Genomic DNA, 16,453 nt, shown 5'->3' with positions numbered 1-16,453 from the left:
GTTTACGATGTCGCCACAGAAGGCTGGCATGTCACACTCCCACAATCGGTCTTTCACTGATACATAACGATTTGCTCACACTGTAGCGTGGCGTGGATTGTGAGGGAAACATGCGCAAGGCGGCAGTCGGAGAAGAGGTTGTGGACGCGGTACCGGTGGATACCGAAGAGCCGATTACCCGCGGGCGCGCGGCGGAGGAGCTTCCGCAGTCCCAAGAGCCCAGTCTCGCCGAGCGTTACGACTGGCTCGAGGCCATGATCAACCATGTGCCGGACTACATCTATGCAAAGGATCTGGAGGGCCGCTTCCTGTTCGCCAACAGGGCCATCGTCTTGAACAATGGACTTGAGCGCGTGGAGGATATGGTTGGGCTGACGGATTACGATATCCATCCTTCGGCGGCAGCCGAGACCATAGCTGCCATCGAGCGACACGTCATGGAGACCGGTGAACCCGATCTTGGTTTCGAGGAACGCCGTCTGAGAGGCAACGGCTGGCTGATGATGTCGCGCGTTCCGCTAAGGGACAAAACGGGAAAGGTGATCGGCGTCGTTGGGGCCTCGCGGGACATCACGGCCCGTAAACGCGGGGAAAGCCTGATGAAGGCCCAGGCGCAGCTTCTCAAGGCGGTCGCCAAGGGAGTACGCTTAGACCCGTTCCTTAGTGACGTCGCAAACCTGCTCGAAGAGGTCATCCCCGGCACTGCCGCCGCTGTACTCCTGCACAAGGAAGGCGCCCAGGAATTTTATGTGGCGGCGGCGTCCCCGTCGGCATGCGCGGCTTCGATTTCGCCGGCAGATATCCTCGACAACCCGGCATCGTGGCGTCGCTTTGCAATCTCGTCGGGTGACGGCGGACAGCACGGCGCGCTCGCTGTCCAAGTATCCTGCCATGAAGCGAGTCTGTGGGAGTTTCTGACGGGCGTCGCACAAACGATCGGTATCGCGATCGACCGTCACTACGATGCCGAGCGCATCACCTTCCTTGCTGAGCACGATGCCCTGACCGGATTGCCAAACCGTACGCTGCTCGACCGAAAGCTCGACGATATGCTGCGGCGTGCCAACGAAACGTCAAGGAAAGTTGCGGTCGTCTTCCTCGACATAGACAACTTCAAGCTCGTGAACGACAGCCTCGGTCACGCGGCCGGCGACAAGCTGCTCAAGATCGTGGCGAACCGGATCTCCGAGGAGATTGGTCAAGACAATCTGATATCGCGCATCGGCGGCGACGAATTCATTCTGGCGCTCGAGCAGACCGATGAAGATTTCGTCCCGTGGCTGACGCGCATTCGCGAGGCCGTGGCGCGGCCGCTTACCTTGGCCGGAATGGACCTGCAGCTCACATGCAGCATTGGCATGGCCAGCTTTGCCATACATGGCAGGACCGCCAAGGAACTGTTCGCCAACGCAGATATGGCGATGTATCGCGCCAAGGAGAATGGCCGAAACAGTATCCAGGTATTCGATCCGGTACTTGCCGAGAATGCACGGCAGAAACTCGGGCGATCGGAGGAGCTGAGACGCGCGGTCGAACGGGACGAATTCGTCCTGCATTTCCAGCCGCAAAAGGACATGACCTCCGGCGAGATTATCGGCGTGGAGGCGCTCGTGCGCTGGAACCATCCGACTGACGGGCTCGTCTTCCCCGGAGACTTCATTCCGCTCGCCGAGGAGTCCGGCCTCATCGTACCGATTGGAGAGGCTGTCCTGCGTAAGGCCTGCGGTCAGGCGAAAGAATGGCAGAAACAGGGGCTGCCGCCCGTGAAGATCGGCGTCAACATGTCTGCTCGGCAGTTCCAGGAACAGGGCATGACCCGTCAGGTGGCCGCAGCCCTCGCCGAGAGCGGCCTTGATCCGCAATGGCTCGAAATCGAGGTCACTGAAAGTCTTCTGATGCGCGACGTGCAGGGGGCGATCATGAAAATGCACGAACTCAACGCCCTGGGCGTCAGTCTCGCCATCGACGATTTCGGTACGGGCTATTCCAGCCTGAGCACGCTGAAACGCTTTCCGTTGTCGCGCCTCAAGATCGACCGGTCCTTTATCGCGGATATTCCCGATGATGCCGACGACATGGCGATCACATCCGCGATCATCTCGCTTGCACGATCGCTGGAACTGGACGTGATCGCGGAAGGCGTGGAGACTAAAGAGCAAGCGCGCTTCCTGTCGGAGGCCGGATGCCATGCCATCCAGGGATACTTGTTCAGCAAGCCTATTCCAGCGGAAGAGGTCACGCGCATAATGCGTGAGCCGGCCCTGAAGTCTTTGTCCAAATAATTTCCTCCACAGACCGGCAGCTTTCAACAGAAAGAACGTTTCTGCGTCGCGTCATCATAGTTTTTGTCCAAACTCTGCCGCGGTGATGATAGAGAAGAAGCGGGGACGGATACGAACCGTCCTCCGGTAGGCGCTGCGTTCTGCCGGGATCATCGACGGCATAAGAGCTTCAGGACTTTGGACGGGGCTGAGCGGCAGCAGGAGTTGGAGTGACCGATCCATACGAGATTCTCGGCATCGGACGCGATGCGGGCGAAGAGCAGATCAAGACCGCCTATCGCAAGCGGGCGAAGTCGGCGCATCCGGATTCCGGCGGCGACACCGATGCTTTCGGACAGCTCCAGAAGGCCTACGAGCTGCTTCTGGACCCGGTGCGCCGAAAGGTGTTCGACGATACCGGCTATGACGTCGAACTCACCGACGCCGTCGATTTGCAGGCCCTGGTCGCCATCGAGAAGCTCATTACAGATATGGTTCTGGACGAGCGCGAACCCGGAACCTTCGATCCGGTCGCCCATATGCGCGCCAGTCTTTTGGAAGAAATCCGCAAGGCACACTTCAGCAAAAGCGAGCTGGAGCGTCATTCGGACCGCATCCGCCTTCATTTGGATCGTCTGGGAAAACGCCCCGGCAAGGATGTCGTCGGTCATATGCTGCGCGCCCGCATCAAGGCCATCGCGGCCGCGATCAGCGAAACGGAGGCCAAGATCGACGCCACCGAACGCGCCTGCGACATGCTCGACGGCTATCTCTATGTCATGGACGCGCCGATGCTCGAGAGCGACGAGCCGATATCGGATGTCGAATGGGATGACACCCCCGGGGTCCGCTCCGCCGCCCAGTAATTCCCGTTGATCCGATGCCCTGCTGAATGCTGGAACTTTCGATCGGCAACCGGGTTTTCTCCCGCGTCAGGTCGAATTCCGACGGTGCCATACGACCAGTATCGGCTCATCGATCGCACAAGGGAGGACATCATGATCAACGAAGATGGATACACGCCTGCGGCAGAATTGGCGCAAAAAAACGGTGCCAGATTTCCCAACGAAAGCAGCGAATACCGGCAGGCGCGAGATGCTCTGCTGGCAGAAGAGATCGAACTTCGGCGGCAAATAGAGCGTGTCGCCGCGCAGCGGCGCGCGCTGCCGCCGGGCGGCATGGTGAAGAAGCGTTATCAGTTCATCAGCCCCGACGGTCCGGTCAATTTCGAGGACTTGTTCGATGATAAGGAAACCCTGCTGATCTACAGCTACATGTTCGGCCCCGAGCGGTCGCGGCCCTGCCCGATGTGCACGTCGTTTCTTTCGGCGCTGGAGGGCGAAATACTCGATATCGAACAGCGAATGGCAATTGCCGTCGTCGCTCGGTCGCCGATCGAGAGACTGCTTGATTTCAAGACAGAGCGCCGCTGGCAGAATTTGCCACTCTATTCCGACCCGACCGGCGAATATAGCCGCGATTACCGTGCGCTCGGAGCCAACGGCAACGACAACGCCGCCGTCAATGTCTTTACCCGCAGAGATGGAACGATCCGGCATTTCTGGGCTGAGGAGATGGGTCCGGTCACCGCCGACCCCGGTCAGGATCCACGCGGCGCGCCCGATCTTATGCCGCTCTGGACGATCCTCGACATGACACCCGAAGGCCGGGCAAGAGACTGGTATCCGAAGCTCACCTACGGACATGCTTGAGCGGATCTTGCGTCGGCGATGCCTATGCCTCGCCGGCAGTCACGATGCCGGCAACTGGAGTCTCGGTCACTGCTTTGGTGATCACCGCGGCAAGCTGGCCCTGATTGAATGGCTTCGGCAGGCGGAGCAGATCGTTGTTGCTGCCCGCCGGAAGCTCGGCGTATCCGGTAGCAAGGATGATCGGCAAACCCGGCCGCCGCTCGGCGATCGCCGCGGCGAGCTGTGAACCGGTCATCCTCGGCATGGCGTGATCGGTGATGACGATATGGATATCGTTGTGATCCTCGAGCAGCTTCAGCGCCTCCTCGGCTGAATGAGCCTGCAGCACGGTATGGCCGAGATCCTCCAGCATGATTGCCGTGTTCATCAGGACCAGCACGTCGTCGTCCACCGCCAGGATATTGAACAAGCCTCCCGCCGCGGGGGCTGCTTCAATCGCTGGCTCATCCTTCCTCGTCTCGGTCTCCGCTGTGACGGGAAGCCATAGCTCGGCCGTGGTTCCCTCGCCCCTGCGCGATTTCAGGATCAGCTTGCCCCCAGATTGCGCCATCAATCCCTGGATCATGGGCAGGCCAAGTCCTGTTCCCTTGCCAACGCCCTTGGTCGTGAAGAATGGTGTGGTTGCATTGGCAAGCGTCGCCTCGTCCATCCCCTCTCCCTCGTCCCTGACGGAGAGGCATACATAGGCCCCCGCTTTCGGTCCGCCCGCTTCGTCCCTGGCAATGCTGCGAAGTTCGGCGGCAATGACGAGCCGTCCGCCCTTTGGCATCGCGTCGCGCGCATTCACGACGAGATTCAAAAGAGCGTTCTCAAGTTGGTTCGGATCGGAGGTCACCCTTGGAAGGCTGAGGGGGAAATGCGTTTCGATCGTCATCGACGGATCTACCGTGCGCTGCAGCAGGCCGGTCATATTGCGAACCAGTTCGACCACGTCGAGCGGCTCAATCTTGAGCTCCTGACGCCGAGAGAAGGCGAGCATGCGCTGCGTCAGCGCCGCACCGCGCTGCGCGCCTTGGATGGCGTTGTCGATCAACGGGGTGATATCGGGATTGTCAGCAGTCCGCTTGCGCACGATTTCCAGACTTCCGAGAACGGCCATCAGTAAATTGTTGAAATCGTGAGCCATTCCCCCGCTTAGCTGGCCGACCGCTTCCATCTTTTGCGCCTGGAACAATTCTTCCCGCACCTGTTCAAGCTTGCGCTGAGCCTCTCTCTTCTCGGTGATGTCGCGCGTGACCTTCGCAAACCCCAGAAGCGTTCCATCGTCGTCGCGAAGCGCATCGATGACGACGCTTGCCCAGAACCGGGACCCGTCCTTCCGGACTCTCCAACCTTCGTTTTCGAACCGGCCCTCTCTGGCGGCAATATCGAGCGCCCTCCACGGAAGCTGCGTCGCGCGGTCTTCCTCCGTATAGAACTGGGAAAAATGCTGGCCGAGGATTTCTTGCTGCGAGTAGCCCTTGATGCGCTGCGCACCGAGGTTCCAACTGGAGACGTAACCTCGGGGATCGAGCATATAGATGGCGTAATCCGCGACACCCTGAACGAGAATGCGAAACTGTTCTTCACTCCGCCTGAGTTCTGTTTCTGCTTTCTTTCGTCCAGAAAAATCACGCGTAATCTTTTCAAAACCCAACAAGTCGCTCTCCGCACTTCTGATTGCATCGATGACCGGGGGGCGCTTTCGCAGATGCCATTCCGGTCTCCGAGCCGCCCGGTAAACTACGGAAACGCGGATTGGTTCCGCTGAGGCGCGGACTTCTAATCGAAAGTTACAAGCGAGCGAGGTGATAGAGGCGCAATCCGGTTCGCCGTTAAGCCAACCGGACCGTCACGAAAATATGATGCGTTGTTTTCTGTCAGCCTTTCCGAACGCGGTCCGTCAACTACGAAAACGGCTCGGTCGGCCCCTTGGCGGGATCGGTGAACCAATGCGGTCCTTCCGCCTTCATATAGATATGATCTTCCAGCCGAATACCGAATTTGTCGGGAAAGACGATCATGGGTTCATTGGAGAAGCACATGCCAGCGGCAAGCGGTGTTGCATTGCCGCGCACGATATAGGGCTCCTCGTGGATCTGCAGACCGAGACCGTGGCCGGCGCGGTGGGGTAGTCCTGGGAGACGGTAATCCGGGCCAAGGGCATGTTTTGAAAGCACCCGGCGCGCGGCATCGTCGAGGCTCGAACAGGGCGCGCCGAGCTTCGCTGCATCGAAGACCGCTTGTTGGGCTTCCCGTTCGATCGCCCATGCCGCTTCGAATTCGCGATCGCGGCTTTCGAGCACATAGGTCCGGGTAAGATCGGAATGATAGCCGTCGATCTGACAGCCGGTATCGACAAGCACGACGTCGCCTGCCGCAAGGGTCTGGTCGCCCTCGGCGCCATGCGGCAGGGAGGTCGCCGCCCCGAAGGAAACGATGCAGAAGGTCGAGCCGCCGTCTGCCCCGGCCTGGCGATGCTGCCGGTCGATGAAGTCGACGACCTCTGAAGCCTTGATGCCTGGTTTCATCAGCGCATGCGCCTGCTTCTGGATATTGAGCGTCAGGTTCATGGCGTATTGAATGAGAGCGATCTCGGCTGGAGATTTGATGCGCCGCAGGCTCCGGATGATTTGACCGCCATCCTTCAATCTTTCGGCGCCAAAGGCCGCAGCGAGCCTGTGGTAAAAGAAAAGCGGCAGCTCATCGTCCAGTGCAAGCGAGCCGATTTGACCCAGCAGCCGTGACACGAGCCCGGCACTGTTTTCTTCCTCCTCCCACACCAAAATTTCGCCAGGCAGATGCGGCAGCGTTTCCACGCGGCTGCGCTCGAAACCCGGGACGATGTAATAGAGTGCGGCTGGTGTGACGAGCGCGCCAAGGAACCGTTCGCTCGGATGCCAGTCGAGACCGGTGAAATAGCGCAGGCTTTCCGTCGAGCCGAGCAGCATGCCGGCGATGCCCTCCACCTCCAGCGCCTCTCTCAGCCGTGCCAGTCGGAGCTTCCTCTCGTCATCGGTGATGCGGGGGACGGGATGGGACCATGTCATCTTGTTTTCCAGTTCCTGTTGCGCTCGGTTCCCGAGCGGCCGACACCGGCTATTGAATGGATACGACTGCGACTGCAGGCATCACGAAATCTCAATCGCAAGGGGACGATCGAGGTCGCGGGCGATGTATTCCTGAATCTGGCGCACGATCTGCGCTGCATGATCGATCGCCAGCCGGTCGGCGCGGGCGACATCGCCAGCCTCGATAGCGGCGATCATCTGCTCATGCTCGTCCACATATTGACGCGGCAGGCGATCGTCGTAGGTCGAGTAGTAAAGACGCAGGATGCGCCGGCCCTCGTCCAGCAGCCGTGCGAAAAAGGTGGTGTAATAGGGATTGCCGGCAAGTTCAGCGATGGCGACATGAAATTCGCGGTTCGCCTCGATCATGCCGAAGGCATCTCGAGCAGCTACGGCATCGGCGAATTCTTTCTGCCGGGCGCGCACGCGCTGCATAATATCGGCATCCTTCCGCCCCGCCGCCCCACGCGTCGTCACGCGATACATCAGCGTCAGCGCCTCGAAATAGGTGGGCAAGCCGGCGAAGTCGATCATCGCAACGATCGTGTTGCGGTTCGGGAGTGTCGTCACCAGCCCTTCCGCGGCAAGCCGAAGCAGCGCCTCGCGGATCGGTGTTCTCGACATCTTGAAGCGCTCGGAAAGCCGAACTTCGTCAAGCGGGCTTCCCGGTTCAAGTGCCATCGACAGGATTTCCCTGCGCAGGGCGGCATAGACGCTCTGCGTGCCCGAGCCCCGCACCCGCACATTCTCCGTGTCGTTCACCATCCGATATCCTTCTTCGAAACAAGCATCTTATTATTTTGTTCTGGCGGCTTTCAGCAACAGCGGGCATCGACCCACATATGTCGTTCAAACCATCCTTGAGTCTTGTCGACAGTTTGTATATAACGCAAGTACTTTCAATCGAGGAGCCAAAATGACGACAGGATGGAAGGGCGTATTCCCCGCCGTAACGACACAATTCAACGAGGATCTTTCCGTGGATCTCGCTGCCACGCAGCGCGTCCAGGACGCGCTTGTCAATGACGGCGTCAACGGCCTCATCGTCATGGGAACCTGCGGCGAGAACAATTCGCTGGATCCGGAGGAGAAGCGCACGATCCTGAAGGCGGCCGTCGAAGTGGTGAACGGCCGCGTTCCGGTCGTCACCGGCGTTTCCGAATTCGATACGCGCCGCGCCGTCGCCTATGCGCGCGATGCCGAGAGGCTGGGCGCCGACGGCCTAATGCTCCTGCCCGCCATGGTCTATGTCCCGAAGCCGGAGGAGCTGATCGCGCATTTCCGTACCGTGGCAGAAGCAACTTCACTGCCGATCATGCTCTACAACAACCCGCCGGCCTATCGCGTCAATATCGGCGCCGACGTATTGCAGGCCCTCGCCGAGGTGCCGAATATCAAGGCCGTCAAGGAAAGCGCGCCGGATCCGCGCCGGTTTACCGACCTCATCAATGCTTTCGGCGATCGCTTCGACATCTTCGCCGGCCTTGACGACGTTGCGCTTGAAGGCCTGATGCTGGGTGCCAAGGGTTGGGTTTCAGGCCTCACCAGCGCCTTCCCGCAGGAATCCGTGGAGCTTGTTGCTGCTGCCGAGCGCGGCGACTGGGAAGAGGCTCGCCGCATCTATCGCTGGTTCATGCCCCTGCTGCACCTCGACGCCGAGCATGATCTCGTTCAGTCGATCAAGCTCGCCGAGCAGATCATGGGCCGTGGCTCCGAGCGCGTCCGCATGCCGCGACTGCCGCTCTCCGGCGCTCGCCGCGCGGAAGTTACCGCCATGGTCGAAAAGGCAGCCGCTACGCGCCCCTCGAAGGCCCGTCAGGCGGCCTAAGCACGAATATGCCGGCAATCGCCAATATGCAGTTGCCGGCTTTTTTCAAAGGTGTCTTGGATCAGCGCCGACGATGCCGGTCGCCGGATCGAAACAGAATTCTAATCGGCGTCTTCCGGCAATGCCTGGATATAGCGCACGACTCCGTAAAAAATCCCGAAGACAACAAGCACGAAGGCCGCATGACGGATGTCATGCAGTACCGTGTGGTGATGTCTCACCAGCAGGGAGATCGTATTGTACATAGCTATGGCGAGCGCAGTCATGGCCATTGCCAGTAAAAGCGCCATGTTCCGATGAATAAATTTGACCATCGCTCACCTCTTTTCCGCTTCGCCAGATAGAAGAGAAATTAAGGAGGAATTACGACGGATCGGACGCTTGCGGAGAATGTGCCTAATCCATCCGCGCGCGTTAAATTATTGATATTCAAGCGATAGTCAGATAGCGCGGTTTCCCGCAGGTGAATTACAAATTGTCCATGTCGGAAAAAGGCCACAATTTCCGAACTTTCCTGACACAATTGCCTGCGAGCCTACCACCGGATCGGTGATGCGGTGACAAGCGATGAGCCTTTCATTTCAGACCATGGCGGCACTGCGGTTCGGTTACGGCTTTCGCCCGAGCGAAACGCCGCCTGCCGACAAGGACGCGCTGCTCGACCCGATGCGAGTGGGCGACGTCAGTTGCCTTTTTCCGGTGGGCGGCATCGATGCGCGCCGACAGGCGATCCGCAATGTGGCCGACCGTCTCCGCGACATCCGCAGCAGCGACATCGATGATGCTGCCAAGCGGGATGAGCAGAAGGCTGTCTTCAAAGAACTTCAGCAGAGCTACCAGCGCGATGCCGATGCGCGCATCGCCCAGGCCGTCTTCTCGCCGAACGGCTTCTACGAGCGGCTGGCCGCCTTCTGGACGAACCATTTCTCGGTGAGTGTCGACAAAACCCAACCGATGAAACTCATCGTTCCCCTGTTCGAGGCCGAGGCGATCCGGCCCCATATCGGCGGGACGTTTCCGGATCTGCTGCGCGGCGCTACCCAACATCCGGCAATGCTGATCTATCTCGACCAGGCGCAATCGCTCGGCCCGGATTCTCCCGCCGGCCTCAAACGCAACAAGGGACTGAACGAAAACCTCGCCCGCGAATTGCTGGAGTTGCACACACTGGGCGCCGGCAGCGGCTATACGCAGGACGATGTGCGAGCGGCCGCCATGGTGCTGACAGGCATCACCGTCGACCGGCAGGCGGTCGAGGTCGATTTCCGCAAGGCCATTGCCGAACCCGGCAGCCATCGGGTGTTGGGTGTCAGCTATGGCCGAACCCAGCGATCGGAGCGGGATTGCTTGCAGATGCTCGACGATCTGGCGCTGAACCCGAAAACGGCGGCGCATATCAGTCGCAAGCTCGCGGTCCACTTCATTTCCGATACGCCGCCGCAAGCGATGATCGATGCCATGACCCAGATGTGGCGAAAGACGAATGGTGACCTGATGGCAGTCTATGGCGCGATGCTCGATCATCCCGCCGCCTGGACGAATGAAGCCGCCAAGGCCCGGCAGCCTTTCGACTTTGTCGCAGCCGGCCTGCGGGCGCTCGATCTTCCGAGGAATGCGGCCGCGGGCGCAGTCGTCGATGCGCTTGCCGATGACGAGGGTGCCGGGCAGGCAATGGTCGATGACAATCCGCCTATGCCCGACAACAGCTCCGGCCCGCTCGACAATACAGCCAACCCACCGGATCCGCAGGAGGCAAAACGCCGGCAGGCCGCGATCGACGCGACTTTCTATGTGCCGCGCGGTCTCGGCGTCTACGCGTTGCAGCGCATGGGGCAACCTGTGTGGCGGCCACCCAGTCCGGCCGGCTTTCCCGAGGGTTTCGACGCCTGGATCAATGCCGGGGAATTGTCCGAACGGATTTCCTGGGCGCGGCGCGCAATCGGTCGTTATGGCAAGCAGGATGATCCGAGGCAGTTTCTCAAGGAGACGCTGGCGGACGCGGCTCGCGACGACACGATCCGGGTTGTCACGCAAGCGCCGAACAAGATGACGGGCCTGACGCTCGCGCTTGCTTCGCCCGAATTCAATCGTCGTTAAAGCGAGGAAATATTCCGATGGCAAACGACAAGCCCTTCTCGCTTTCCCGCCGCGGTTTCCTCGCTTCCGCCGGCTGCTTGGCGGCCGCGCCGATCTTTACGCCGGTGACTTTTGCGGCCATGCCCGGAGACAACCGCTTCGTGACCATCGTGCTGCGCGGCGCCATGGACGGGCTCGATCTGGTGCAGCCCTATGGTGAGGCATCTTTCGCCGGTTTGCGACCGGATATCGCCATCGCTCCCGATAACGGGCTTGTTGATCTCGATGGCTTCTTCGGCCTGCATCCGGCGGCGGCGGACCTACTGCCGCTATGGAAGGCCCGAGAACTTGCCTTCGTCCATGCCGTTTCGACGCCCTATCGCGACGCCCGTAGCCATTTCGACGGCCAGGACATGCTGGAATCGGGTGGCGGCCACGTCGCCGAGGAAAAGACCGGCTGGCTGAACCGCGCACTCGGAAGCATCGCGCGCTCGACCGCGCATAAGGCGATCGACATCAACACCTCGACCGAATTGATCCTGTCAGGCCCCAATACGGTCGACGTCTGGGCCTCGGATTCCGGTTTGGGCATGGGTGCGGACGAGATGCAGTTCCTGACACGCCTTTATGCCAACGATCCCGCTTTCGCCAAGGCGATGGATGAGGCGATGCGCGCCGACCAATCGGCGAAGATGGGCGAGGCGCCGGGCGCCAAACATGGCGAACAGATAGCCGATGTCGCAGCGCTTGCCGCCAAGATGCTGCTGCGCGAATACCGCATCGCCAGTTTTTCCATCAACGGCTGGGACACTCATGTGCAGCAGGCAGCCCAATTCCGCAAGGCGGCTGGGGACCTGATGCAGGCGGTGTTGACATTGAAGCGCACGCTCGGCCCGGATGCGTGGAAGACGACGGTGGTTCTGGCGATGACCGAATTCGGCCGCACGGTCCGCCAGAACGGCTCGGGCGGCACCGACCATGGCACCGGCGGTTGCTGCCTGCTGGCGGGCGGCGCCATCAATGGCGGCCGCGTACTCGGAAAATGGCCGGGAATTAAGGACGAGCACCTCTTCGAGAACCGCGACCTGATGCCCACCGCAGACGTGCGCGAGATAGCCGCCGCCATGCTTTACCGGCAGTTCGATGTCGGCGCCGACGACCTCAATTCGAAGATCTTTCCGGGCCTGAGCTTCGACAAGTCCTCACAGTTCCTGAAGGTGTAATTCCTCCGCCGACGGTTCTATACCCATTTTCTCAGGCGCGGCCTTCCCCGATCAGTGGAAGCGCTCTCAGCATGTCTCTGATGGCGATAGCGTCCCATGGCAGGTGTTCGGTAATTCCAAGCCCCACCACGTCCACCTCCCTGGCTACGTCGTTCAAAAGACGAACCACTTGGGCAATGGTCATTCTACCTCGTGGAACTCCCTCGAACGCGTCTGAAGGTGCATTCGGCATCGCGAAGTTGAGGGAACGGAACTGGACGGGATCGATGACATCGAGATCAAAATGGATGGCAACATGCCGAGCGCTCGTCGAACGAAGCCATTCGATCACCGGTTGACTGGTGTCGATTAATTGGGACGGCGTCGCCATGCTGAGCCCCAGCCTTTCAACGATCTCCCATTCCACAGGCGACATATCGTAGAGCCCTGCATACATCACCTTCTCAGGCTTGACCGGCCGGGCCACCCTATTCGTGAAATCCGGATCGCCCTCTCCCATCAAATTGCCCAGAACCATCGCGTGCGCATGCACGAAATGCTTTGGCGTCATCACATCGGGATGAGCATCGACCCAAAGCACGGCCAAATCGCCCTCATACCGCTCATTGAGGTATGCGAATGGGGCGAGATCGACAAGGCAGTCGCCACCCAGAACGACAATCCTGTCGGGCATTTCCTTCCTGAGGATCTGGTCTGTCGAATCCAGTTGCCGAAGCAATGCACTCCGCGCGACGATGCCGTCTTCGAGAGGAAGTTCGGAACCATCGGGCTCCGGCACTTCGACCGTTGCGACCGGCCCTGCGGCCGCCGGGGCAAGCCACGCCAGCAACTGTGCCCCGAAATGATAGGCTTCCAAATTTCCCCCTTGCCATTGGGGGATATGCAAACGCAGAGTTTTCGTACTCATTTGTTGCTCCGAGCTCTGTTCGTGGAGCGCCGGCTGCTCTTCATTCGACCATCCAGGTCGGCGCAGCCGTCACGCCCGTATCATCTTCCAGCTTCTGACCTCGAAGGGCAGGATATCGGGACCCGCATCGCGTTGGGCCGGCTCCTCCATCAGATTGACGGCTTCGCTGATTGTCCAGCCGTTTGCCGGAATGACGGCAAGTCCGCCGCGTCGGCCGGCCGGTTCGTAGACGCGCAGCACAAGCCCGTCGCCATCTTCGGCCGGCTTGATGGCGGAAAGCCCGACCGGCGTGCCAATCACGGCAATCGGAGCGAGCGTCGTCTCCGCGAGACCAGCTGCCGTCGCGACGATCAGCGGTTGATTGAGGTCGTCGGCCTCCTCCCGCACACCACCAGAATGCCATTCGCCGGTGTGCGGCAGCAATGCGTAGGTGAAGCGCTGCACGCCCTCGTCCGCCATCGGATCAGGATAGATGGGGCCGCGCACGAGACTGATGCCAAGCACGTTGCTGCGGGCACTATGGCCGTATTTCGCGTCATTGAGCAAAGCGACACCGAAATCCGGCTCGCTGAGATCGATGAAGCGATGGGCGACCGCCTCGAACATCGCAGCATCCCAGTTCGTATTGGTATGCGTCGGGCGGCTGACGACGCCATAGGCGCATTCGAACGTGGCGGTGCGCGCCCGCGTCGCAACCGGGCTCAGCGAGCGCAGTAAGGTGCGGCGATCATGCCAGTCGATTTCAATTTCGATATCCAGCCGCTTGGCGTTGGCCGTCAGCACATAATGTTGCACGATGCTGGAATCGCGATAGCGATGGACGACCTTGATCGCGGCTCGATATGGACTGTTTTCGACGAGTTCGATGCTCTCCGGCTTGTCGAGACGAACGCCCTTTTCCGGATAGTCTGCGTCGATGTCCCAGGCATCCCAATTGCGCGGCTTGTCGACCGGATAGACCCAAAGCTGATTGGCGGGTTCCGCCAGCGCCTCGCGGCCGGTCGCTTTGTGAACAAGGCTCTGCACGGCTCCATCCGCGCCGATGGTCACGGCGAGATGCTCATTCTCCAGCCGGTTCGCTTCGGCGTGCAAACCGCCGGCGGGCTTCAATGCGGCGCGGTCGAATACATGGATGGAGAGCGGCGAGACTATGTCGCCGGTGGAAAGGACCGTGCCGTCGGCGAGGAGCGCGCGCAGCGGCCGGGCATCCAGCGACGGATTGACGACGACGAGAGCATCCGCAACGCCGCCCTTCGGCAAGGCCGAAACGATGGCACCCACAGCGTCGTTTTGAGCCGTCCTGGCGTGATCGATGATGGTGGAAAGTTCACGCTCGGCATCCTGATAGACCTCGCGAATGCTCGACCCGGGCAGGATATCATGGAATTCGTTCTTCAACGTGACCCGCCAGTCAGCCTCCAGGCTCTGCGGCGCGGCGGCGCCGATCATATGGGCGATCGACGCCAGGGTTTCGGCGGTGATCAGCGCCCGCTCCGCCCTGCGATGCAGCCGCTTGACACCGCTCTGGCTGGACAGCGTTGCGCGATGCAGTTCGAGATAGATTTCCCCGGACCACGTCGGAACATGCTTTTCCTTCGCCGTGCGATGGGCGCTCGTGAAGAAATCAGCCACCTTGCCCCAACGGGCCTTCGGGATGGCGGGGAAACTGCGCAACTGCACTTCGCGCTCGACCATCTCCGGCGTCACGCCGCCGCCGCCATCGCCATAGCCGACTGCAAGAAGCGAACTATCATGCAGGGTTTTCGCCCGGAAGTTCTTCCAGGTCGGCACGAAGCAATCCGGCTGGACAAAGCCGTTATAACCCTGCATCGGATTGTCGAAAGTATGCGCCAGCACCCGGCTGCCATCCAGACCTTCCCACCAGAAGAGATCGTAGGGAAACCGGTTGGTCTCGCTCCAATTGACCTTGATGGTGAAGAAACTCTCGATGCCGCCCTGGCGCAGCAACTGCGGCAAGGCACCGGAAAAGCCGAAGCAATCCGGAAGCCAGCAGACCGTGTGACGCGCACCGAAAGTTTTTTCGAAATAGCGCTGGCCATAAAGGATCTGCCGCACCAGGCTTTCGCCCGTCGGCATGTTCGTGTCCGGCTCGACCCACATGCCGCCAATCACTTCCCAGGAGCCATCGGCCACTTTTTCCTTGATGCGCGCAAGCAATTGCGGGTCGTCAGCCTCCATCTGCGCATAATAATGCGCCGTCGACTGGTTGAAGCGGAAATCGGGCGAGCGATCCATCAAGGACAGCGCCGTATGGAAGGTCCGGCGCATCTTGCGGCGCGTCTCGTCATAGGGCCACAGCCAGGCAAGGTCGATATGGGCATGGCCGGTCAGCAGCAATTCGCCGTTTTGCGGATAGCGTTCCTGCTGCGTCTTCAGGCGGGCAAGCAGGCCGTCATAGGCAGCAGCGACCGTCGCGCGCTCATCTTCGGACAAACCCGGCGGGCTTTCGACCAGCTCGGGCAATTCCCAGATCTTTTGTTGCCATTCGGCGTTCGCCGTGCGGGAAACATAGGAAGCCGTCGCGGAAGGCCAGTCGAGGCTGCGCAGCGCCGTCTCGGCGGCATCGAGCAGATGCGGCACGACATCGTGATCATCAAGCGCCTCGATAGCCTCCACTATCTGCCGCAACAAAAGGTTCAGCCGGTGCACGGGAATGTCCAGCCAGGCGAGCCGCGCCCGGTTTAACTTCGGCTGGCGGTTCGGTTCGCCGAACGGGAAGCGGGCAACGCTGTCCGTCGTGATCGAAAGATTGCGATCCTTCAGCGGGAATTCCTGATGATAGGGATCGAGCCCGAAGCTTTCGCTCCCGCCGCCTTGATAAGCGAGCGTAATCAGGCTCTCGCCGCCGAGGTCGAGCTGCAGGCGGGTTTCCTCAAGGGGCCAGTCGGCGGGTACGTTTGCTTGCGACGCGAAATGCACCACGCCCTTGCGATGAGGCCAGGCCTGACCGATGGCGATATCCTCGCCCTCGAACGTCCAGTGGTGGATCGGCAATACAGCGCGTTCGCGCCAATGGCTGAGCTCTGCGGTGCGTACCTTGAGGCGGTCTAGGCGCTGGGCGATGGTGAGCTGCATGGCATGTCCTACTTGGTTGATGTCAGGCCGGGACCGCACGGGCGGTCATGGCGTCGCGAATGAGGCATTGCAAAGCAGGAAGGATGCTGAGGGCGGGATCAGGCTGATGTGATCGGCAAAAGCAGATGGGAACGGCCACCGGAGAAACCTTCCTCGGCCGGGACTTTGGTGCCTGTGCTCACTCGACGGTCTCCTCCTCCTGCGTAAAGCAGGCATAGATTATGGCGAAGAGCAGACCGATGACCAGTCTCAAAATGGAAGCAATTTTTCGGGCTTGTCTCCTTGCCCGCGCAAGGCGGC

11 protein-coding genes and 1 pseudogene are annotated in these 16,453 nt (G+C 60.4%); 6 read left to right on the top strand and 6 right to left on the bottom strand.

Features of this window, described 5'->3' with window-relative positions:
- Positions 1-110: 110 nt before the first annotated feature.
- The 3 genes from PH547_RS14070 to PH547_RS14060 all read left to right on the top strand — a co-directional run bounded on the left by PH547_RS14070 (position 111) and on the right by PH547_RS14060 (position 3,973).
- Entirely contained in the window at positions 111-2,282 is a 2,172-nt protein-coding gene (locus PH547_RS14070) for a putative bifunctional diguanylate cyclase/phosphodiesterase (protein ID WP_285168613.1), read from the top strand.
- Between the two features lie 209 nt (positions 2,283-2,491).
- Positions 2,492-3,127 (top strand): J domain-containing protein, encoded by a 636-nt coding sequence (locus PH547_RS14065; RefSeq protein WP_285168612.1) that lies wholly within the window; start codon positions 2,492-2,494, stop codon positions 3,125-3,127.
- Between the two features lie 132 nt (positions 3,128-3,259).
- Positions 3,260-3,973, top strand: coding sequence for a DUF899 family protein (locus PH547_RS14060; RefSeq protein WP_104826799.1), 714 nt, complete (start codon positions 3,260-3,262; stop codon positions 3,971-3,973).
- 22 nt (positions 3,974-3,995) lie between these two features.
- Here the strand turns inward: PH547_RS14060 and PH547_RS14055 are convergent.
- The 3 genes and pseudogenes from PH547_RS14055 to PH547_RS14045 all read right to left on the bottom strand — a co-directional run.
- Positions 3,996-5,645: pseudogene (locus PH547_RS14055) on the bottom strand (PAS domain S-box protein); the annotation flags it as partial.
- 214 nt (positions 5,646-5,859) lie between these two features.
- The gene (locus tag PH547_RS14050; protein WP_285168611.1) at positions 5,860-7,002 is read right to left on the bottom strand and encodes a M24 family metallopeptidase; all 1,143 of its coding nucleotides are present in this window, start codon (positions 7,000-7,002) and stop codon (positions 5,860-5,862) included.
- Between the two features lie 81 nt (positions 7,003-7,083).
- Positions 7,084-7,788 carry a GntR family transcriptional regulator gene (locus PH547_RS14045; protein ID WP_285168610.1) on the bottom strand — a complete coding sequence of 235 codons (705 nt, stop codon included), beginning with the start codon at positions 7,786-7,788 and terminating at the stop codon, positions 7,084-7,086.
- Between the two features lie 151 nt (positions 7,789-7,939).
- On the opposite strand from PH547_RS14045, the gene PH547_RS14040 reads away from it, so the two are divergent.
- Positions 7,940-8,851 carry a dihydrodipicolinate synthase family protein gene (locus PH547_RS14040; protein WP_260305125.1) on the top strand — a complete coding sequence of 304 codons (912 nt, stop codon included), beginning with the start codon at positions 7,940-7,942 and terminating at the stop codon, positions 8,849-8,851.
- Between the two features lie 101 nt (positions 8,852-8,952).
- On the opposite strand, the gene PH547_RS14035 is transcribed toward PH547_RS14040, so the two are convergent.
- Positions 8,953-9,165: a hypothetical protein gene (locus PH547_RS14035; RefSeq protein ID WP_104826804.1), complete on the bottom strand. Its 213-nt coding sequence runs from the start codon at positions 9,163-9,165 to the stop codon at positions 8,953-8,955.
- 253 nt (positions 9,166-9,418) lie between these two features.
- On the opposite strand from PH547_RS14035, the gene PH547_RS14030 reads away from it, so the two are divergent.
- Both PH547_RS14030 and PH547_RS14025 read left to right on the top strand, forming a co-directional pair.
- Positions 9,419-10,948: a DUF1800 domain-containing protein gene (locus PH547_RS14030; protein ID WP_285168606.1), complete on the top strand. Its 1,530-nt coding sequence runs from the start codon at positions 9,419-9,421 to the stop codon at positions 10,946-10,948.
- 17 nt (positions 10,949-10,965) lie between these two features.
- Positions 10,966-12,150 (top strand): DUF1501 domain-containing protein, encoded by a 1,185-nt coding sequence (locus PH547_RS14025; RefSeq protein WP_285168604.1) that lies wholly within the window; start codon positions 10,966-10,968, stop codon positions 12,148-12,150.
- 31 nt (positions 12,151-12,181) lie between these two features.
- On the opposite strand, the gene PH547_RS14020 is transcribed toward PH547_RS14025, so the two are convergent.
- Together PH547_RS14020 and PH547_RS14015 are read right to left on the bottom strand one after the other, a co-directional pair.
- Entirely contained in the window at positions 12,182-13,057 is an 876-nt protein-coding gene (locus PH547_RS14020) for an arginase family protein (protein WP_285168602.1), read from the bottom strand.
- Positions 13,058-13,126: 69 nt separating this feature from the next.
- On the bottom strand, positions 13,127-16,153 hold the full coding sequence (locus tag PH547_RS14015) for an alpha-mannosidase (protein WP_285168600.1): 3,027 nt from the start codon (positions 16,151-16,153) through the stop codon (positions 13,127-13,129).
- Between the last annotated feature and the right edge of the window lie 300 nt (positions 16,154-16,453).

This window comes from Rhizobium cerradonense, from assembly GCF_030182455.1.
Classification (GTDB): domain Bacteria; phylum Pseudomonadota; class Alphaproteobacteria; order Rhizobiales; family Rhizobiaceae; genus Rhizobium.
The sequence above is the reverse complement of the archived record's forward strand: the minus strand, read 5'-3'. Positions and strand labels throughout refer to the sequence as shown.